Annotated in this window: 20 protein-coding genes; 1 reads left to right on the top strand and 19 read right to left on the bottom strand. The window is 38.8% G+C overall.

The features are described from left to right. Window positions 1–3 precede the first annotated feature (3 nt). From QM419_RS02505 to eno, 13 genes are all read right to left on the bottom strand, one after another. Window positions 4–1,479: a PTS galactitol transporter subunit IIC gene (locus QM419_RS02505; RefSeq protein WP_414277773.1), complete on the bottom strand. Its 1,476-nt coding sequence runs from the start codon at window positions 1,477–1,479 to the stop codon at window positions 4–6. Window positions 1,480–1,523: 44 nt separating this feature from the next. Further along, entirely contained in the window at window positions 1,524–1,829 is a 306-nt protein-coding gene (locus tag QM419_RS02500; protein ID WP_006151856.1) for a PTS sugar transporter subunit IIB, read from the bottom strand. Window positions 1,830–1,869: 40 nt separating this feature from the next. Next, window positions 1,870–2,346, bottom strand: coding sequence for a PTS sugar transporter subunit IIA (locus QM419_RS02495; protein WP_006151178.1), 477 nt, complete (start codon window positions 2,344–2,346; stop codon window positions 1,870–1,872). A gap of 196 nt (window positions 2,347–2,542) precedes the next feature. Then, a complete protein-coding gene (locus QM419_RS02490) occupies window positions 2,543–3,154 on the bottom strand; it encodes a hypothetical protein (protein ID WP_414259042.1) in 612 nt (203 codons plus the stop codon). Window positions 3,155–3,227: 73 nt separating this feature from the next. Next, window positions 3,228–5,051, bottom strand: coding sequence for a translation elongation factor 4 (lepA, locus tag QM419_RS02485; RefSeq protein ID WP_414259041.1), 1,824 nt, complete (start codon window positions 5,049–5,051; stop codon window positions 3,228–3,230). A 78-nt stretch (window positions 5,052–5,129) separates the two neighbouring features. Further along, complete coding sequence (locus QM419_RS02480) at window positions 5,130–5,858, bottom strand: metallophosphoesterase family protein (RefSeq protein ID WP_414277772.1); 729 nt, start codon at window positions 5,856–5,858, stop codon at window positions 5,130–5,132. Further along, complete coding sequence (recN, locus tag QM419_RS02475) at window positions 5,859–7,526, bottom strand: DNA repair protein RecN (protein WP_414277771.1); 1,668 nt, start codon at window positions 7,524–7,526, stop codon at window positions 5,859–5,861. It abuts the gene before it with no gap. A gap of 6 nt (window positions 7,527–7,532) precedes the next feature. Further along, window positions 7,533–7,964, bottom strand: a complete 432-nt coding sequence (locus QM419_RS02470; RefSeq protein ID WP_006148593.1) for an arginine repressor — start codon at window positions 7,962–7,964, stop codon at window positions 7,533–7,535. Further along, entirely contained in the window at window positions 7,957–8,772 is an 816-nt protein-coding gene (locus QM419_RS02465; RefSeq protein WP_414277770.1) for a TlyA family RNA methyltransferase, read from the bottom strand. The genes QM419_RS02470 and QM419_RS02465 overlap by 8 nt, the downstream gene beginning before the upstream one ends. Next, window positions 8,765–9,640 (bottom strand): polyprenyl synthetase family protein, encoded by an 876-nt coding sequence (locus QM419_RS02460; protein WP_414277769.1) that lies wholly within the window; start codon window positions 9,638–9,640, stop codon window positions 8,765–8,767. Before QM419_RS02460 ends, QM419_RS02465 begins: the two co-directional genes overlap by 8 nt. Continuing rightward, window positions 9,637–9,849: an exodeoxyribonuclease VII small subunit gene (locus QM419_RS02455; RefSeq protein WP_414277768.1), complete on the bottom strand. Its 213-nt coding sequence runs from the start codon at window positions 9,847–9,849 to the stop codon at window positions 9,637–9,639. Before QM419_RS02455 ends, QM419_RS02460 begins: the two co-directional genes overlap by 4 nt. Then, on the bottom strand, window positions 9,827–11,167 hold the full coding sequence (xseA, locus tag QM419_RS02450; RefSeq protein ID WP_414277767.1) for an exodeoxyribonuclease VII large subunit: 1,341 nt from the start codon (window positions 11,165–11,167) through the stop codon (window positions 9,827–9,829). The genes QM419_RS02455 and xseA overlap by 23 nt, the downstream gene beginning before the upstream one ends. A gap of 177 nt (window positions 11,168–11,344) precedes the next feature. Next, window positions 11,345–12,649, bottom strand: coding sequence for a surface-displayed alpha-enolase (eno, locus tag QM419_RS02445; RefSeq protein WP_006151137.1), 1,305 nt, complete (start codon window positions 12,647–12,649; stop codon window positions 11,345–11,347). Between the two features lie 163 nt (window positions 12,650–12,812). On the opposite strand from eno, the gene QM419_RS02440 reads away from it, so the two are divergent. Next, window positions 12,813–13,256 carry a DUF1694 domain-containing protein gene (locus QM419_RS02440; protein ID WP_414277766.1) on the top strand — a complete coding sequence of 148 codons (444 nt, stop codon included), beginning with the start codon at window positions 12,813–12,815 and terminating at the stop codon, window positions 13,254–13,256. Between the two features lie 2 nt (window positions 13,257–13,258). On the opposite strand, the gene QM419_RS02435 is transcribed toward QM419_RS02440, so the two are convergent. The 6 genes from QM419_RS02435 to glgB form a co-directional block, all read right to left on the bottom strand. Next, window positions 13,259–14,368 carry a glycerate kinase gene (locus tag QM419_RS02435; protein WP_414277765.1) on the bottom strand — a complete coding sequence of 370 codons (1,110 nt, stop codon included), beginning with the start codon at window positions 14,366–14,368 and terminating at the stop codon, window positions 13,259–13,261. Window positions 14,369–14,386: 18 nt separating this feature from the next. Further along, window positions 14,387–15,028 (bottom strand): phosphoserine phosphatase SerB, encoded by a 642-nt coding sequence (gene serB / locus QM419_RS02430; RefSeq protein WP_414277764.1) that lies wholly within the window; start codon window positions 15,026–15,028, stop codon window positions 14,387–14,389. 62 nt (window positions 15,029–15,090) lie between these two features. After that, complete coding sequence (gene glgA / locus QM419_RS02425) at window positions 15,091–16,524, bottom strand: glycogen synthase GlgA (RefSeq protein WP_414277763.1); 1,434 nt, start codon at window positions 16,522–16,524, stop codon at window positions 15,091–15,093. Beyond that, window positions 16,521–17,660 (bottom strand): glucose-1-phosphate adenylyltransferase subunit GlgD, encoded by a 1,140-nt coding sequence (gene glgD, locus QM419_RS02420; protein WP_414277762.1) that lies wholly within the window; start codon window positions 17,658–17,660, stop codon window positions 16,521–16,523. Before glgD ends, glgA begins: the two co-directional genes overlap by 4 nt. Continuing rightward, window positions 17,650–18,792 (bottom strand): glucose-1-phosphate adenylyltransferase, encoded by a 1,143-nt coding sequence (locus tag QM419_RS02415; protein WP_414277761.1) that lies wholly within the window; start codon window positions 18,790–18,792, stop codon window positions 17,650–17,652. The genes glgD and QM419_RS02415 overlap by 11 nt, the downstream gene beginning before the upstream one ends. Then, window positions 18,782–20,710 carry a 1,4-alpha-glucan branching protein GlgB gene (gene glgB, locus QM419_RS02410; protein ID WP_414277760.1) on the bottom strand — a complete coding sequence of 643 codons (1,929 nt, stop codon included), beginning with the start codon at window positions 20,708–20,710 and terminating at the stop codon, window positions 18,782–18,784. Before glgB ends, QM419_RS02415 begins: the two co-directional genes overlap by 11 nt. Window positions 20,711–20,919 lie beyond the last annotated feature (209 nt).

Below are 20,919 nucleotides of genomic sequence, written 5' to 3'. Positions count from 1 at the left end.
AAATTATTTTGCGTTTGCTGCGTATTCTTCGTTACGTTTGATCATTTGTTTTCTGTACCATGCAAAGATACCAACGTAGAATACAAGGAATACTACTGCGCCAAGGATAGCCTTGATATCACCAGTTGTAGCGTTACCAATTGCCCAACCTAATAGTTTTTCAATTGGTCCTTCAAGAGTTGAGTGACTAATCAATTGAGTTTGGCTCACACCTTCTGGGAAGGCACCTACACCTTTAGCAAGTTCAGTTGCGAATGGTGCGATAAGTGTACCTGAAAGAAGGAAGAGTGGCAACAAGAGAGTTCCGAAGATAATCATACGGAGCAATTTACCACGAGTAACTACCAAGAGAGCTGGAGTCACACCCATAGCGATGATACCAGCAAGTGGCAAGATACCATTTCCGACTTTTGAAAGAAGCACAGCTTCAACCAACATGATTGGTGCAAGTACGTTCGCACAAGCCCAGATTTCAGCACGACCAGCGATAAATGGCCAGTCAAGACCGATGTTGAATTTACGTCCTTGAAGACGTTTAGTAGCAACGTTTGTAATACCTTGTGAAAGTGGTTCTACGGCTGCGATGAACCATGAACCGATAAGTGAGAAGAGCTCCAAGCAGACACCGGCAGTCAAACCAAGTGACAACCAACCTTTAATAACAAGTTCCCATGAAGATGCATCTTCTACTCCAGCAACTGGATGTGGAGTTCCCATCAAACCGATAACGATACCAAGGATGAAACCGATAAAGAATTTAGATCCCCAGAAACCGATTCGTTTGTTCAATTTAGCAGCGTCAAAGTCATATTTATCAAGACCTGGGAAGAATTTATCAAAAATCTTATCCAAAACCATGATAACTGGGTTCATCATGTAGTTCATGTGAGTTGAAGTCATTGGTGATGAACTTGGTGCATTAAGAAGGTCATCAAATGTTGGTTTCATCAAGTCAGAGTTGATGATTTTAAGAACCCCAACAAGTACAACTGCTGCAGTCGCGATGAAGAGTGAAACTCCTTGGCTAACTCCATTGTTGTCTGCATACCATTTAATCAAAAGACCTGTGATAGACAAGTGCCAGATATCGAAGATATCAACGTCAAGTGTATCAGTTTTCTTCATTGCAAGCATCACAACGTTGACAATCAACATGATGAGCAAGAAGTAAAGTGTCCAAGCAGAACCCCAAGTGATTGTAGCAAGTGGTGCCCAACCAACGTCGGTGATGTTCAATTGAATACCAGTATTTTCAACGAATTTTGCAAGAGAAGCTGAGAAAGCTCCGTTAAGCATTCCGATGATAGCACCGATACCAGTAAGTGCGATGGCAAGTTTGATACCACCTTCAAGTGCTTTGGAGAATTTAACTCCGAAAAGCAAGGCCAATACTGTCAAAATGATCAGCATGATGATAGGGCCACCCATAGCCAAGATAGGTTTAAAGATATCGTTGGCTAAATTGATAATGAAATCCATAATTTTTCCTCCCTTTATTTTTATGGAAAATTACAAAATAATAATTAACTTAATCCGTGTTCTTTGATTGCTGCTTCAATATTGTCATAAACTGGAGCGCTCATTGCTGGAATACGGAACAAGATTGGTCCAGCTTCAACTACTGGGATACCAGGGTCAAAACCTAAGTCAGTTGCAGCGATTGGTGTGAAGATATCATAACCTTTAATCAAGTCTTCATTGACATCTTTTACCATAACTGCGTCACACTGTACATCGTATCCACGACTTGAGAGCTCTTCTTCTAGAGCACTTTTAATTTGGTGGCTTGAGTTAACACCCGCACCACAAGCAGCAAGAATTTTAATCATTTGGATTTCCTCCGTTTTTTAGTTTCTATTTATTTTAAAATTAAGCAGTTGCTTCTGAGATATACTGGTACAGAGCTTCTGGTTCTGTAATCTTAGAAAGCGCCTCTAGATGACCATTACCTGTAAAGAAGTCCATCAATTGAGCAAGAATGTTTGTTTGACTTGAACTTGAATTATTGATGATAAAGAAAAGTAATGATACTTCTACTTCCTTGTCAGGTGCAATCATATTGTGGAATGTTACTGGTTTTGGTAAGCGAACCACAACAACATTTTCAGTTAAATTATGAATCGTATCTGTGTGAGGGATTGCTACATTTGGCAAGTCCTTCCCTAGGAATTCCATATCTAAACCGGTTGGGAACATTTTTTCACGTTCAATCAAAGCCGATCGATAGGTATCCGTAACAACTTTCTTTTCTTCCAATAGGGTTGCAACTTGATCAAATAGTTGCTCTTGATTATCTGCTTCTAGACAAAAAACTAAGTCTTTGCTGAAGAAATGATCTAATCCCATGACCTTCTCCCTTCATATTTAACTTTTATGATACAAGTATAACACTATATGAAACCGTTGTCAATGTTTTTTGTTGTATTTTGTTTGATTTTTATTTTTTTTGTTTGATTTTAAACAAAAAATAATTTCAAATAGTTTTGAAAAAAGATAGAAAAAGATAGAAAAAAACAGGATATACATCCTGTTTTCTTATTTATTAATCTTTTTTCGTAGTCCAACTTTGTTCAATCAATGGAAGCATATCCTTTAAAACTTCAGGTGTTCCTTCTAGAGAAACGTATCTAAACTTACCATCATCTGATTTAAAGATCCAGATTACTAGATATTTACCATTTTTAGCAATACAGTTTACGACATAGGCGTCATAACCACCAATTTTTGACTTAGATCCCCAAACTTTAGAGAAATCCTTGCTTTGTTGTTTAGTTTGATAAACGCTAGTAGAAACTTGAACAGCATCAAGAGCAGCATATTCACTTTCACTAACACCAAGGTGCTCTGGTTTAAAAGTATTTAGGGTTACGATGTTGATGTCCGTTCCATCACAGTACTGAATATCATCACCACCCTCAACTTCTGTAAAATGTATCCATGATTTTGGCACTTTTACGTAACCATAAGCATCTGACCCGATTACCTGTGTATCTTTAATTGTTGATTCGGCTACAGTTGTTGTTTCTTGTGCTGTGGTAGTTTCCTGGATTGTTGTTGTATCTGAGGTTGCTTCTTTCTTAGCTTTTGAAGTATTACAAGCAACAAGAGTTAAGCAACACACTAAAAGAGTAGATAAGCTGATGATTTTTTTCATAATCCTTCTCCTTTCACCCCTATTTTAATGTATGTAAATAAAAGTGTCAAAAGATAACTGTATTAGGAATCAATTATTCTTCATCCATACTCAAGACACTTAGGAAGGCTTCTTGAGGAACTTCTACTGATCCAATAGCTTTCATACGCTTTTTACCAGCTTTTTGTTTTTCAAGAAGTTTACGTTTACGAGAAACGTCACCTCCATAACACTTGGCAAGAACATTCTTACGAAGAGCTTTGATATCTGTACGAGCTACAATCTTGTGTCCAATAGCTGCTTGGATTGGAACTTCAAACTGTTGACGTGGAATTATTTTCTTGAGTTTATCAACGATGAGTTTCCCACGTTCATAGGCAAAGTCCTTGTGAACGATAAAACTGAGTGCATCCACCTTGTCTCCATTGAGAAGGATATCCATTTTCACCAGCTTAGATGGTCGATACTCTGATAATTCATAGTCAAAACTTGCATAGCCACGTGTTGAAGATTTGAGCTTATCGAAGAAATCAAAGACAATCTCAGCAAGAGGAATTTGATAGATGACATTGACACGATTATCATCAATATAATCCATCGTCACAAAATCACCACGTTTGCGTTGAGCTAGTTCCATTACTGCTCCAACGAATTCTTGTGGTACCATGATTTGTGCCTTTACATACGGTTCTTCAATGGTCGCAATCTTTGTAGGATCAGGAAACTCAGATGGGTTCGATACATCCATAGATTCACCATCTGTCTGATTAACCTTGTAGATAACGGATGGTGCGGTCATGATAAGGTCGATGTTAAACTCACGTTCCAAACGTTCCTGAATAACATCCATATGAAGTAATCCAAGGAAACCACAACGGAAACCAAATCCGAGCGCTTGAGAAGTTTCGGGTTCAAACTGCAAACTAGCATCATTTAGTTGTAATTTTTCAAGGGCTTCACGAAGATCGTTATATTTATTTGACTCAATTGGATAGAGACCTGCGAAAACCATCGGATTCATCTGCTTGTATCCAGATAGTGGCTCTGAAGCAGGATTTGTTGCCAAGGTTACTGTATCACCAACACGGGTGTCCTGAACAGTCTTGATAGATGCTGCAATATATCCAACGTCACCTGTCGCAAGGAAATCACGTCCTACAGCTTTAGGTGTGAATATTCCTACTTCGGTAACATCAAAGGTTTTACCATTGCTCATAAGCTGAATCTTATCACCTGGTTTGACAACCCCGTCCATAACACGGACTTGAAGAATAACCCCACGATAGGCATCGTACACTGAGTCGAAAATCAAGGCTTTCAATGGTGCTGAAACATCACCGGTTGGAGCAGGAACTTTCTCTACGATTTGCTCGAGAATTTCTTCGATACCAATACCAGCTTTGGCTGATGCTAAAACTGCTTCACTAGCATCTAGACCAATAACATCTTCGATTTCCGTACGCACGCGCTCCGGATCTGCTGCAGGCAAATCAATCTTATTGATAACTGGAAGGATTTCTAAATCATTATCCAAAGCAAGATAGACGTTTGCCAGAGTTTGAGCCTCAATTCCTTGGGCGGCATCAACAACCAAAATTGCTCCCTCGCAGGCAGCTAGAGAACGTGATACCTCATAAGTGAAGTCCACGTGTCCTGGTGTATCAATCAAGTGGAAAATATAGGTCTCGCCATCTTTTGCAGTATAATTCAACTCAATGGCGTTGAGTTTAATGGTAATCCCACGTTCACGCTCAAGATCCATGCTATCCAGAAGTTGAGCTTGCATTTCTCGGCTAGAAACTGTTTCTGTCTTTTCTAAAATACGGTCTGCTAGCGTTGATTTCCCGTGGTCAATATGGGCAATAATAGAGAAGTTACGAATCTTCTCCTGTCGTTTTTTCAATTCTTCTACGTTCATGATTCTCTTCCTTTCAGGGTATCTATTAATTATAAAATGTTTTTAATATTTTGACAAGACCATACCCTGCTAGGAGTACTAATCTTCAGCAACAAAGCCATCATTTTCGATGAAATAGCGGTCAGTCATACCTTGGTCAGTAAAGACAATACCGTGAAGGACACCGCCATAAACAGCTCCTCCATCCATTCCAATCTTACCGTCTTCTGTAATCCAAAGTTCCGCAGTACCGCGTTCTTGATTCAGTAAACCATAGACTGGTGTATGTCCAAAGACAATCGTTTTACCAGTATGATTAGCTGCTTCGTGGAATGGTTTTCTGAGCCAAACTTTCTTGTAATCTGTAGTATCATGCCAGTCATCCAAAGTCAAATCAATACCAGCATGAACGAAGATATACTTATCTGTTTCAATCACAAAAGGCATCTGACGGATAAACTCCACTAAGTCAGCTGCTTCAGTTTCAACACGCTTAGCATCTGCTACACCATCTACTGGTGCATCCAATGGGCGACCTAGAATAGAATTAATAGTTGTATCCCCACCATTACGACGATAGTGGTCATAGCTTTCTTCAGGATTATCCAACCATGTTAAAAACATATACTCATGGTTCCCTGACAAGCAAATAGCTCCCTGATTGTCGACTAAGTCTTTGACCATTTCTAGAACTCGGCGACTATCTTCACCTCTATCAATCAAATCTCCAAGAAAGAGTAATTGAGTCTTACCATCCCATGTTTTTAGAAGGTCCTCGAGCATTCCTGCTTTCCCATGGACATCTCCAATAACATAATAGTCTGTCATTTATTTCTCCTTACTTTGCAACAATTCTCTCGCTTGACTAAGTGCTGCTTCAGTCACATTCTCCCCTGCCAACATCTTGGCAACTTCTTCCACCCTTTCTTCAACTGTTAACAAGCGAACGGTTGAAACGGTTGAATGCTCATTGCTAATCTTTTCAATAAAGAACTGATAATCTGCGATTGCAATGACTTGAGGAAGATGCGAAATAGCTAGAACTTGGCCATGCTGACCAATTTTATGAATCTTTTGAGCGATTGCTTGAGCTACACGACCTGAAACTCCTGTATCCACCTCATCAAATACAATGCTAGTCTTACCTTCCTTACGTGAAAAGGCAGACTTAATAGTCAACATCAAACGAGATAACTCACCACCAGAAGCTACTTTTACTAATGGTTTAAAGTCTTCTCCAGGGTTGGTTGAAATATAAAATTCAACACTCTCATTCCCTTCACGACTGAATTTTCCTTTAGTAAACTGAACCTGAAATCGAGCCTTGTCCATATAAAGGTCTTTAAGCTCTTGTTGAATCTCAATTTCTAATTGTTGAGCTAAGTTGTGGCGAGCAGATGCTAGTTTACTTGCTAAATCAACCAGACTTACTTCTAATTGTTTGAGTACTGCTTCCATATCTTCTGAAGAAAGATTATTACCAGTCAGAAGATTGTATTCTTCTGTGATTTTAGCAAAGTACAACAAGACATCATCAACATTACCACCATACTTACGTGTAATGGCATGTATGAGATCTAAACGACTCTCAATCTGCATCAAGCGATTGCCGTCAAAATCTAAATCTTCGATAATATCCTCTAAACGTTTGGTGACATCTTCTAATGCATAATAAGACTCTGATAAAGAAGCTGATATTTCACGGTACTCAGCATCATACTCTTCTAAACTTTCCATGTCATTCATAGCAGAACGGACGTTAGCCAGGCTTGAAAATTCTTCATTATCTAGCATGGTATAGGCATTAGTTAGCGTATCAGCAATATTTTTATAATTCAGAAGTTTATCGCGTTCTTGGTTGAGTTTGAGGTCTTCACTTGGCTGTAATGCTGCAGATTCAATCTCTGCCATTTGAAATTCCAACATCTCAATACGAGCCTTATGTTCTTCTTGGTTTTTCTTAACTTCAAGAAGTTGCTTGCGCATTTGACGGTAGGCATCAAAGTTGGTCTGATAAGATTGCTTCAGTTCAAGAAAATCTGTATCACCAAATTCATCCAGCATCTGAATATGTAATTGTGGACGCATTAACTCTTCTTGGTCATGCTGACCATGAATATCGACTAGATGTTGTCCAATTGCTCGTAGAACAGAAAGATTGACCATCTGTCCATTAACTCGACTAACACTGCGCCCGTTTTGTAAAATTTCACGACGAATGATGATTTCATCACCTAAATCGATACCTTGCTCATCAAAAATCTCTTGAAGGGGGAGACTGTTTTCAACCGAGAAAAGACCTTCGATTTCAGCCTTAGGAGCACCATGACGAATAACGTCCGTTGTGGCTCTGGCTCCCAGCATCATATTCATAGCATCGATGATGATAGACTTCCCAGCACCGGTTTCCCCAGTCAGAACTGTCATTCCCTTCTCAAAATTAAGTGAAATAGCCTCAATGATGGCAAAGTTTTTAATTGAAATTTCAAGTAACATAAGGTCCTACCACTTTTTAACTTGTTCAACAATCTCTATAGCTGCTTCTTCAGTTCGCGCCACAATTAAAATTGAGTTATCATCTGCTAAACAGCTAAAAATCATATCCGAAAATGTTTGAGTTAATTGACTTTTTACAAAAATTGTATTCCCAGGAATAACATCTAAGTTGATGAGATTACCCATTCTTTCGAAACTTTCGATATTGTTCTCAGCTAACTGTAAACTTTTAACTACTGACTTTGGTAATTCATAGACATATGTATTGTCTTTCAAAGGAATTTTTACAATCCCTAATTCTTTGATATCACGTGAAACAGTTGCTTGAGTGGCAGAAATCCCTGCTTCTCTCAAATGTTCAACGATTTCTTCTTGTGTGCCGATTTGATAGTCAGTCACAAATCTTCTAATCTTCTCAAGTCTCTCTTTTTTATTCATCTTTAAACTCTCTATGTGCTTTTTCTACTAGTGGTTCTATTTCAGAAACCACCTGATTGCTTGCGTGTTCTTCCTTACGTAAATAAGCAAGAAACTCAATATTACCGTGGCCACCTTGTATAGGTGAAAAATCTAATCCTAAGACGGAAAATCCTTCTGCAACCGCCATTTCTGTTACCGTTTCTATAACATTTTTGTGAACCTTAGCATCTCTAATAATACCATTTTTCCCAATTTGTTCTCGACCGGCTTCGAACTGTGGTTTTATGAGGGCAACAACTTGTCCTTGATCAGCTAAGACTCTATGTAGAGCTGGAAGGATGAGACTCAATGATATAAAACTCACGTCGATACTTGCAAAAGATGGTTCTTCTTCAAAATCAGTTTTTTCAGCATAGCGGAAGTTAAACTGCTCCATACTGACAACACGTGAGTCTTGGCGTAATTTCCAAGCAAGCTGATTGGTCCCGACATCAACTGCATAAACTAATTTTGCTCCATTTTGAAGCATGACATCCGTAAAGCCTCCTGTTGAAGCTCCAATATCAATGGTCGTTTTACCTTCAACTGATATGCCAAAGTTTTCCAAGGCTTTCTCAAGTTTCAAACCTCCTCGGCTCACATACTTAAGCTTCTCACCCTTGAGTTTCAATTCAGTATCATCTGCGATTTTTTCTCCTGGTTTATCAAAACGCTCACCATTTAGAACCGCAACAACCAAACCAGCCATAACGCCACGCTTAGCTTGTTCTCTCGTCTCAAATAAACCTTGTTTGTAGGCAAGTACATCTACTCTTTCTTTAGGCATTGATTCTCAAACTTTCTACTATTTTTACAATTGGTTCTTTATCAAAGTCTACTAATTGGCTAATCTCGTCTAATTTTTCATTTGCCTGATCCAAAGTTCGGTTACAAAAAACTTTCGCCTCATCCAATCCTAACAATGCAGGATAGGTTGATTTCTCAGCTTGCAAATCTTTTTGTGGTGTTTTACCAATTTCCTCAAAACTAGCAGTAACATCAAGGATATCATCCCTCACTTGAAAAGCAAGTCCAATCAGCTCTCCAACTGTTTTCAGCTGTTTTTGAAGATTTTCATCCAATCCTGCAATAATTCCTGCCGCATGAAAAGGGAAGGCTAAGAGTTTACCAGTCTTATTAGCATGGATAGTCTGAAGTTCTTCTAGGTTTAAATGTTTACCTTCACCTTCCATATCCAAAACTTGGCCAGCGACCATACCCATACTTCCAGAAGAAAGGGACAAAGAAGCTATTAAATCTACCTTAGCTTGGCTGCGTAAATCAGCTTGCGCTATCAAAGCATAAGGATCTAAAAAGAGGGCATCTCCTGCTAAAATTGCTAGTGCTTCACCAAACTTCTTATGGTTGGTTAAACGCCCACGACGAAAATCATCATCATCCATAGCCGGAAGGTCATCATGGATCAAGCTTCCAGTGTGAATCATCTCAAGCGCTGCCGCAACCTGGGCATGAGCTATAGTGATTGGCACCTGCAAAGACTCCAAAACTTCTAAAAGTAGATAAGGACGAATTCGTTTACCACCTGCATGAATAGAATAAAGAACAGCTTCTCTTAAACTTGACGCAAATTGCTGGTCACCATAAAACTCCTCTAAGGCTGATTCAACTAAGGCTAGTTTTTCTTGCTTGTTCATAGAAGTTCGCTTTCTGTTCCATCTTCTTGAATGACTTTAACCAAGGTCTTTTCTGCTTTATCAAGTGTTGCTTGCAATTCTTTTGAAAGAACCATTCCTTTTTGAAATGCAGCAATGGCATCTTCTAAAGCAATTTCACCATTTTCTAAACTCTGAACAATAGTCTCAAGCTCTGCTAAATTTTCCTCAAATTTCTTCTGTTTTGACATCTCTAACCTCTAATTCTACATGACCATCTCGCATCATCAATATCACCTGGTCATTTTTTTTCAAATCTTTTGCCGAAGATACCACGGTATCCTCTTTTTTCACAATCACATAACCCCTTGCTACGATACGACTCGTATCTAACATGAGTAGAGCTTCTGACAAGCGTTTCACCTCAGCAACCTTGGCATCATAAACTACCGCCATTTGACTACGAAGTAACTTTTCCAGTTGTAGCAGGCGGTCCTGGTAACGATGAATCTTATTGATTGGTGATAACTGTTCAAGACGATGAACTTGTTCCAAGACTTTTTGTTGTTGTCTGACAAGTTCTGTATTAATACTTTGTTTGAGACGTAATTGCAACTGATCTACGCGTTGCAGATATCCATCATATAAACGCTCTGGTTGCCTGAAGATGACTGATTGACTAAGCGTTCTCAAGGCTTCTTTTTTCTTTGATAAAGTATTTTGTACAGCAGTAGCCATTCGTTTCTCTTGATTTTTAAGGTAGGTCAGAAGATCTAACTTGGTCACAGGTGTAGCTAACTCTGCTGCAGCAGTTGGTGTTGCTGCCCTCTTGTCGGCAACAAAATCAGCCAAGGTTACATCTGTTTCGTGGCCCACACTTGAAATAATCGGTAAATGCGATTCAAAAATAGCACGAACAACAATTTCCTCGTTAAAGGCCCAGAGATCCTCTATCGAGCCACCACCACGACCAATGATAAGTAAATCTAAGTCATCACGTTCATTAGCTTTAGCAATGTTAAGGGCAATCTCCTCTGCTGCTCCTTCGCCTTGAACCTTGGTAGGATATAAAATAATCTCTACCCCTGGAAAACGTCTGCTTACAGTTGTAATGATATCCTGGATAACAGCTCCACTACGACTAGTCACCACTCCGATTTTTTTTGCAAACTGAGGGATTGCTTGTTTAAAGCGATCTTGAAAAAGACCTTCTTCCGATAATTTCTTTTTTAATTGTTCGAACTGAAGGGCAAGTGCGCCGACACCATCAGGCTCTGCCTTTTCAATAATAATTGAATAACTCCCACTTGGTTCATAGACTTGAACTCGGCCGACTACATTAATCTTCATGCCTTCTTCCAAGTCGAATCCAAGTTTCTGATAGATACCAGACCATATGGTTGCTTGGATAACAGCTCGATCATCTTTTAGAGAAAAGTATTGGTGAGTTGGACGCTTTCGAAAGTTAGAAACCTGACCAGTTAAATAGACCCTCTCCAAGTATGGGTCTTTATCGAATTTCATTTTCAAATACTTGGTCAAAGTTGTTACCGACAAATACTTTTCCATCTCAACCTCCTTCTTTCTCTAGTTTTTCCTGGGTATTATTATACCAAAAAACCGTTTAAAAATCTCTTTTTTCACCTCTAGAATACGAAAACAAAACTGAATTCTTTTAACCTTCTCTTATAATATACAAAAGCCCTTGGAAAACTCCAAGGGCTTTAATTAGTTCACTGAACTATTTTATTTTTTAAGGTTGTAGAATGATTTCAATCCACGGTATTCAGCTACTTCACCAAGTTGATCTTCGATGCGAAGCAATTGGTTGTATTTAGCGATACGGTCTGTACGTGAAAGTGAACCAGTCTTGATTTGTCCTGCGTTTGTTGCAACTGCGATGTCAGCGATTGTTGAATCTTCAGTTTCACCTGAACGGTGTGATACAACAGCAGTGTAACCAGCTTCTTTCGCCATTTCGATAGCGTCGAATGTTTCAGTAAGAGTACCGATTTGGTTAACTTTGATAAGGATTGAGTTAGCAGCACCTTCTGCGATACCTTTTTCAAGGTATGAAGTGTTTGTTACGAAGAAGTCGTCACCAACCAATTGAACTTTACCACCAAGACGTTCAGTAAGAGCTTTCCAGCCGTCCCAGTCGTTTTCGTCCATACCATCTTCGATAGTGATGATTGGGTATTTGTTTACCAATTCTTCAAGGTAGTCAATTTGTTCTGCAGCAGTACGTACAGCAGCTCCTTCACCTTCGAATTTAGTGTAGTCGTATACTTGACGTTCTTTATCGTAGAATTCTGATGATGCACAGTCAAATCCGATAAATACGTCTTTACCTGGAACATAACCAGCAGCTTCGATAGCAGCAAGGATAGTTTCAACACCATCTTCAGTTCCTTCGAAACGAGGAGCAAATCCACCTTCGTCACCTACAGCTGTTTCAAGACCACGAGATTTAAGGATTTTCTTAAGAGCGTGGAAGATTTCAGCACCCCAACGAAGAGCTTCTTTGAATGTAGGTGCACCAGCAGGTACGATCATGAATTCTTGGAAAGCGATTGGAGCATCTGAGTGAGAACCACCGTTGATGATGTTCATCATTGGAGTTGGAAGAACTTTAGTGTTGAATCCACCAAGGTAGCTGTAAAGTGGGATTTCAAGGTAGTCAGCAGCAGCACGAGCTACAGCGATAGACACACCAAGGATTGCGTTAGCACCCAATTTACCTTTGTTAGGAGTACCGTCAAGTGCAATCATAGCACGGTCGATAGCTTGTTGGTCACGTACATCGTAGCCGATAATTGCTTCAGCGATGATGTTGTTTACGTTGTCAACAGCTTTTTGTGTACCAAGACCACCGTAACGAGATTTGTCACCGTCGCGAAGTTCAACTGCTTCGTGTTCACCAGTAGAAGCTCCTGATGGAACCATACCACGTCCGAAAGCACCTGATTCAGTGTAAACTTCTACTTCAAGTGTTGGGTTACCGCGTGAGTCTAGGACTTCGCGAGCGTAAACATCAGTAATAATTGACATTTTTTACTCTCCTTTGAGTTAAATTATTTTACACCTCTATGATACATCAAAAAGATACCTTTTTCAAGAAAAAAAGTTATCTTTGTGCAAATTTTCCTTAAGTTTATAAAGTAATCGCTTTCTTTTTCGTCTTATCTAGAGACTTTTATGATATACTATATTTATGACTGATGTATCAAAACAAATATTAGAAAAAGCCAATGGTGGAATTAAGTTAAATCCAGACGAACAAAGACGTTTTCTTGGTACCTTTGAAGAACGTGTTCTTGGCTACGCTGAACTCGCCACTGCAAATGATGACAAATTTCAAAAGGCATTTTTAACAATATTAGAGACCCTAAAGAAAGAAACTGAACCTCTATTTGTCAAAATTTCTCCTCAAGTTGAATTTGATAAACAAGTCTTTTACCTAAAACATGCCAAAGATGACAAATGCCAAGCAACTATCGTTTCTGAAGATCATAACTCTTCTCCTTTCGGCATGGTCATACACAGTGATAGTCCTGTTCAAACCCAAGAAAAAGACCTCAGAAAGGCCTTTTCAGACTTATGGCAAGAGAAAGAGCAGAAAGCTCCTACTTCTCTCTGGAAAAAATGGTTTGGTTAACTCTATCTCAAAGACATGATTCGGGCAATACTTGCAGCTGTATTTTCTAAATAAACAGCTGCTTTTTTAAAACTATCTGCTAACGGTTCGCTTTTTTCAAGTATGGAAAAAGCTGCGACTATATTCTTGAATGGTAAAGGTGGTAAATCCTCTGATAAACTACCACAAATAGCAAGAACTGGAACACCCCTAGGTGTTCTTTTTGCTACTCCAATTGGCGCCTTTCCAGCTAGACTTTGCGAGTCCAGTCTACCCTCGCCAACAATCACTAGGTCTGCATCAGTAACTTTTTGATCGAAGTTTATCAAATCTAAACAAGTTTGAATACCAGATACAATCTCTGCTCCAGCGAAGGCACACAAGCCAGCTGCAATACCACCACCTGCTCCTGCACCATTTAATTTTAATATTTCGGGTCCAATTTTACTATAGAAGTCTTTAATAGCAGCATCAACTTCTTGAAATTTGGATGGATCCAATCCCTTTTGTTTTCCAAATGTGAAGGTAGCACCATGAGGCCCACAAAGTGGATTGGTCACATCTGCAAGTATTTTTATATGTACATCAGAAGGAATTTGAAGCACTCCCTCCCTCGAAATTTTACTGATATCAAATAGAGATTGACCATTTGCTTGAAGTACAATTCCGTTTTTGTCATAAAACTGATAACCAAGTCCTGATGCAATGCCAATTCCACCATCATTACTAGCCGTACCACCGACACCGACGTAGATATCTTTAATCCCTTGGTCTATCAAATGGAGAATCAGTTGACCTATTCCCTTTGTTTGAATCTCTAGTGGATTTCGTTTTTCATAAGGTATCTTAGCAAGGCCAACCAAATCAGCAACTTCAAATAGAGCTAGTTGACCTTTTTGAAAGTAAGACATCAAAACCTCATCACCAAAAGGGCCAGTTACCTGGACTGTTTTCTCTTCCAAACCTAGAGAACTTTTAATGGCGTCTACTGTTCCTTCACCTCCATCACCAACAGGTAAAAGTAAACACTCCACGTTTGGTATAGCCTTTTCGAATCCTCTTTTTATAGCTTCTGCCACTTGTTTTGCAGGAAGACTCTCCTTGAAGGAGTCAGGTGCTATAACAATTTTCATTTTGATTCCTCTTTCTATCTAAAGGAAGTCTATCATTTCCAAAACTTTCCCAAAATCTCTCTCATCTACCTGAAGATTTATTTCTTTTTTCACAATATCCTTGGCACAAAAGGCTATACCAAGTCCTGCACTTTTAAGCATTTTTAAGTCATTTGCTCCATCACCGATAGCTATTGTCCTCTCGAAAGGTACCTCTAACTCTTGAGCCCAACTGAGCAATGTTTTTTCTTTAACTTCTCTGCTTATAATAGGGCCAATAAGATTTCCAGTTAAATGATCATCTCTGATTTCCAGTTGATTAGCAGTATATAATGAAATCCCCAAATCTTTTGCTAATCTATCCACGATAGTGGTAAATCCACCTGATACTAAACCTACTTCTATCTGATTTTTTTGAAGAACCTTAATAAAATGGGCAGAGTTTTTACTAAGGTGTAGTTCATGATAAATCTTATCAAAAACATTGATAGAGATACCTTTAAGAAGGGAAACACGTTTTTTTAAACTTGCTTCGAAGTCTAATTCCCCTCTCATCGCTTGAGCAGTTAGCAGGGCTACTTCTTCTTCGCACTCTGCCTCTTTCCCTAATAAATCAATAACCTCTTCTTCTATCAAAGTTCCATCAACATCTAGGACACAGAGTCCTCTAGCTTTATTCATTTATTCCCCATACTTTCATCATCTCAAAAAATCGTATGAAAGCATCATACGATTTTATTTATTTAATTTGCTAAGCTGTGATACAAATCGAGATAAGACTGACATGCTGTATCCCAAGAGAAGTCACATTCCATAGCTTGTACTTGAAGTTTTTTCCACACATCTGGATGATTATAGTAGACATCCAAGGCTGTTTGTAATGCCCAATTTAGCCAGTAAGAGGTTAAGTTATTAAAACTAAATCCTGTACCCGTTCCTTCAATTGGATTGAATGGTTGGACAGTATCTCTCAACCCGCCTACCTCATGAACAAGTGGTAATGTTCCATAACGCATAGCCATCATTTGAGAAAGTCCACAAGGTTCAAAACGACTTGGCATGAGGAAAATATCACAGGCTGCATAAATTTCTTGTGCTAGCTTGACATCAAAGGTAATATTTGCAGAAAGTTTATCTGGGAATACTTGACCAAACCATGAGAACGCTTGTTCAAAACCAGGATCACCTGTACCCAAGAGAACAATTTGAACATCTTCTTGAAGCATGCGATGCAAACCTTCAACAACGACATCAAAACCTTTTTGTCTTGTCAAACGCGACACAATACCAATCATTGGAACATCGGGACGAACTGGAAGACCAACTTTTTCTTGAAGTTTAGCTTTATTCTGAGCTTTTCCTGACAGATCAGATTTATTAAAATGGTAATCCAATAAAGGATCCGTCTCTGGATTGTAAAGATCAGTATCTATCCCGTTCACAATACCAGAAACCTTACCAGACTCCATTCTAAGAATCTGATCCAAACCACATCCAAATTCTGGTGTCATAATTTCATAAGCATAGCTTGGTGATACGGTCGAAACACGATCTGCATAGAGGATACCAGCCTTCATCCAGTTAAGGCAATCATTCCAACGAACAGTACCATCCGCATAGCGTTCAAAACCAACTCGGAACAAATCCCAAAGCATACCTTCAGAGAATTGTCCTTGGAATTCCAAATTATGTATAGTTAAGACAGTCTTAATGTTTTGGTAGGCCTGTATCCATCTGTATTTTTCCTTCAATAAGAAAGGGATCATAGCTGTATGGTAGTCATGAGCATGGAGGACATCAGGGATAAATCCGATTCGCTCCATAGCTTCTAGAGCCGCAAGTTGGAAGAAGGCAAAACGTTCACCATCATCAAAATCCCCATACACATGACCACGGAAGAAATAATACTGGTTGTCAATAAAGTAGAATGTAACACCATTTAAAACTGTCTTCTTAATGCCACAAAATTGTCTACGCCAACCAACGTATACTTCAAATTGAAGAACATCTTCAATTTGATCACCAAACTTGGCTTCCACCATGTCATAGTATGGCAGGATAACAGCAACTTCATGACCAGCTTTAACTAATGATTTTGGAAGAGCCCCAATAACATCTCCCAAGCCACCTGTTTTAGAGAAAGGGGCTCCTTCGGCTGCTACAAATAAAATTTTCATGAAAGAATGTCCTCTGTTACTTTTTCACCTTTTTTGATGACAACAGGATTTTCTGCTGTACCACGAATAACAACTCCATCAGCTACTTCAGCACCCTTATCAATAATTGCATACTCAACTTGAGCGCCTTCACCAATGATAACACGAGGGAAAACAATAGATTCTTTAACTAAGCTATCTTTATGAATTTGAACATTACGAGAAATAACTGAACGAACAACTTTACCTTCGACAATACTACCAGAAGCAAACTGCGAAGTTTTTACTTCACAACCAGGTGCATAATAAGTTGGTTCTTCGTTTTTCACCTTTGTATGAATCTTTTGATTTGGAGAGAACAAAGAGTAGAATTTATGCTGATCAAGCATATCAATATTCGCTTGGTAGTAAGTTTCTACAGAATGAATATTTGCCAAATAGCCAGTATACTCGTAGGCAAAAGCACCTTCTTTAGCTGCCAAATCACGAAGAACATAGCGAAGTTTTTCTGGATGTTCTTTCTGAGCTTCTTCTTCAAGACGTTCAATCAACCATGGGGTATCAACGACAAAGATATCGGTAGACATGTTGTAAAGATTTTGGTCTAATTTTTTATCAAAGAGCTTGTGAGAAAGTACATGGTCAGTTTCATCGATATCAAGGATTGCATTTACTTCTGAAATATCCTTCTTAGGTAGTTTCTTATAAACAACTGTGATAGGAGATTTGGTAGTATTGTGCAAATGGAAAACCTGAGCAAGATCAATATTTACCAAAACATCGCAGTTCAAGGAAACAGTTTGGTTAGATCCAGAACGTTTTAAATAAGTCAAGAGTTGTTGATAATACTCTTTACCGACTGTGCTACTTTCTACACGTGTATTGTAAATACCTAAATAGTAGTGACTAAGTAGTGTATTCAAGCCCCACTCGCGACCTGAACGAATGTGGTCGAAAACTGAGCTGATATTATCTTGTTGGAAGATTCCAAAGACACTACGAACACCAGCATTTGCTAAACTCGAGAGTGGGAAGTCAATCAAGCGATACTTTCCTCCGAATGGCAAACTCGCCACAGGACGATTACTCGTCAAGGTTGACATATCATGAAAACCAACAGTGTTTCCTAAAATCGCTGAATATTTATCAATCTTCATCTGTTGCTACCCCCACTACTTCGTTATATCCGACTACTTCAACTTCTTCAGTTCCATCAATTTCTACACCATCAGCAATGATAGCACCTTCACCAATAATGGCACGTTTAATCTTAGCACCTTTTCCGACTACTGCTCCACTCATGATGACAGAATCAACAACTTCTGCTCCTTCACGAACTTGTGCTGCTGTAGATAAAATGGAGTGCTTCACAGTACCATTTACATAACATCCATCTACTACAAGAGAATCTTCTACATGAGCATGTTCTCCAATAAAGTTTGGTGGAGAGATAAGGTTACGAGAATAGATTTTCCATTGACGATTACGACTATCTAGAGCGTTGTCTGGAGAAATATATTCCATATTTGCTTCCCAAAGCGATTCGATAGTGCCGACATCCTTCCAGTATCCACTGAATTCATAGGCATAAACACTTTCTCCAGACTCTAGGTAGTTAGGAATAACATTCTTACCAAAGTCTGACATGTCAATATTATTCTTTTCAGCTGCAACGAGCATATTGCGCAGACGTTTCCAATCGAAAATATAAATCCCCATTGATGCCTTAGTTGATTTTGGTTGGGCAGGTTTTTCTTCGAATTCAACAATGCGATTATTAGCATCTGTATTCATGATACCGAAACGACTAGCTTCTTTTAATGGTACATCCAAAACAGCTACAGTCAAGCTGGCATTGTTATTCTTATGCGATTGGAGCATATCATCATAGTCCATTTTGTAGATATGGTCTCCTGAAAGAATCAAAACATACTCAGGATTGATGCTATCGATATAGTCAATATTTTGGTAAATCGCGTGACTTGTACCTTCGAACCAACGATTTCCTTCACTTGCAGAGTAAGGTTGAAGGATAGAAACACCTGAATCAATTACATCAAGACCCCAACTAGAACCGTTTCCGATGTGATTGTTAAGAGCAAGAGGTTGATACTGTGTGATAACACCAACATTGTGTATACCAGAGTTGGCACAGTTAGAAAGAGCAAAGTCAATGATACGGTAGCGCCCACCAAATTGCACTGCTGGTTTTGCAATGCTTTGAGTGAGTTTACCGAGACGGGTTCCTTGCCCACCGGCAAGGATTAAAGCTAGCATTTCATTCTTCATTTTCTACTCCTTTTTGACATTTATTTGATTCTTTTTTTGTAGGTTTCAAGCGACGTTTGATTTTCCAAATACTTGCACCCATAGCTGGCAAAGTAAAGGTCAATGTCTGCTCATAATCCTTCCATAACCCTTCTTGAGTTTGAACAGTTTGGTTGTGTTCTTTCCAAACTCCACCCCATTGTTCCAACTCTGTATTCCAAATTTCTTCGTAAATACCTGCAACTGGTAATCCAATTGTAAAATCAGGACGTTCAACCGGTGCCATATTGAAGACACAGACTAGCATCTCGCCTTTTTTACCCTTACGAATAAAGGAAAGAACACTTTGATCTCTATTATCAGCATCGATGATTTCAATTCCATCATAACTTGTATCAATTTCCCAAAGACAACGATGGTCTTTATAAAGTTGATTCAGTTGAGATGTGAAGTATTTCATCTTAGCATTCATTGGATCTTCAAGGTTTGACCACTCTAATTGCTCTTCTGATTTCCACTCTAAGAATTGACCGAATTCGCTACCCATAAAGAGTAATTTCTTACCAGGGTGACAAATTTGATAAGTATAAAGGTTTCTCAGGCCTGCAAACTGATTGTAGCGATCTCCCCACATCTTATGCATCATACTCTTCTTACCATGAACCACCTCATCATGTGAGAATGGTAGAAGATAATTTTCATTAAAGACATACATAAAACTGAAGGTTACAAGGTTAAAATCATACTTGCGGTAAATTGGATCTTCTTCGTAGAAATGGAGAATGTCATTCATCCAGCCCATGTTCCACTTGTAGTCAAATCCAAGACCACCGATCTCTTTCGGACCTGTTATTTTAGTTGCCGAAGAGCTTTCTTCTGCAATCATCATGACATCAGGGTGAGCTAGCTTAATAACAGTATTTAAACGCTGAAGGAAATAGTAGCCTTCGTAGTTAAGATTTCCACCGTCTTTATTTGGTGTCCAAGGTGCATTATCATAATCAAGATAAAGGATATTACTTACAGCATCTACACGAATACCATCTAAATGATAAAAATCAATCCAGAACTTAATGCTAGAAATTAGGAAAGATTGTACTTCGTTTTTCCCTAAGTCGAAGTTTAATGCTCCCCAACCATAGTTATGAGCTTTGTTATGGTCTTGATATTCAAAAGTTGGTGTTCCGTCATAATAAGCTAGAGCATCATCATTGATTGTAAAGTGACCAGGAACCCAGTCCACAATAACTCCGATATTGTTTAAATGACACTCTTCAACAAAGTCTTGAAACTCTTCTGGTCTTCCGTAAGAATGTTCTAAACCAAAATACCCCATCAGTTGATAGCCCCAGCTCAAACCAAGCGGATGCGCCATCAAAGGCATAAACTCAATATGAGTGTAGTTCATCTCAACTAAGTAAGGAATCAACTCTTCTTTTAATTGAGCAAAACTGTATGGAGTTCCGTCTGGATTTCTCTTCCAAGAGCCTGCATGAGCCTCATAGATATTAACTGGTCTTTCAAAAAATCCCAAACGTTTTCTACGAGCTAACCAAAGTCCATCCTTCCATTTCTTTTCTGGGATTTCTGTTAAAACAGCCCCTGTTCCTGGACGTGCTTCATACCGAACAGCTAAAGGATCAATCTTCATAAGCTGATGACCGTTAGCCCGTGTGATATGATATTTATAAATCTGACCCTCTTGGGCTAAAGTTGTAAAAACTTCCCAAACTCCAGATTCATTTCGAACCATAGGGATTTGATTTTCAACCCAATTCGTGAAATCACCAACTAGATGAACAGCTTGCGCATTTGGAGCCCAAACACGGAATGTGTAACCCCATTCCCCGTCTTTCTCCTCACGATGTGCGCCCAAATAGTGCTGAAGATGGAAATTTTCGCCTGTTGTAAAAGTTCTTAAAGCTTCTAATGTATCCATAAATCCCCCTTTATATTGTAAGCGTTTTCTATATTTCTATTATACAATCTTTTAAGAAAACTTTCAACCAATTTCCGAATTATCATAAATATTTTTTAGAAAATCTTCAAATAATTATCTTGACATTTCTTATATTTTCAGTATTTAATGATATTCTACCTTGATTTCAGTTCTTGTAGCATTAAATTGCTTACAATATTTTTTTCAAT

The organism is Streptococcus infantis (assembly GCF_047464715.1).
GTDB classification, from domain to species: Bacteria; Bacillota; Bacilli; order Lactobacillales; family Streptococcaceae; genus Streptococcus; species Streptococcus infantis_S.
This window is presented reverse-complemented; position numbering and strand designations above follow the sequence as displayed.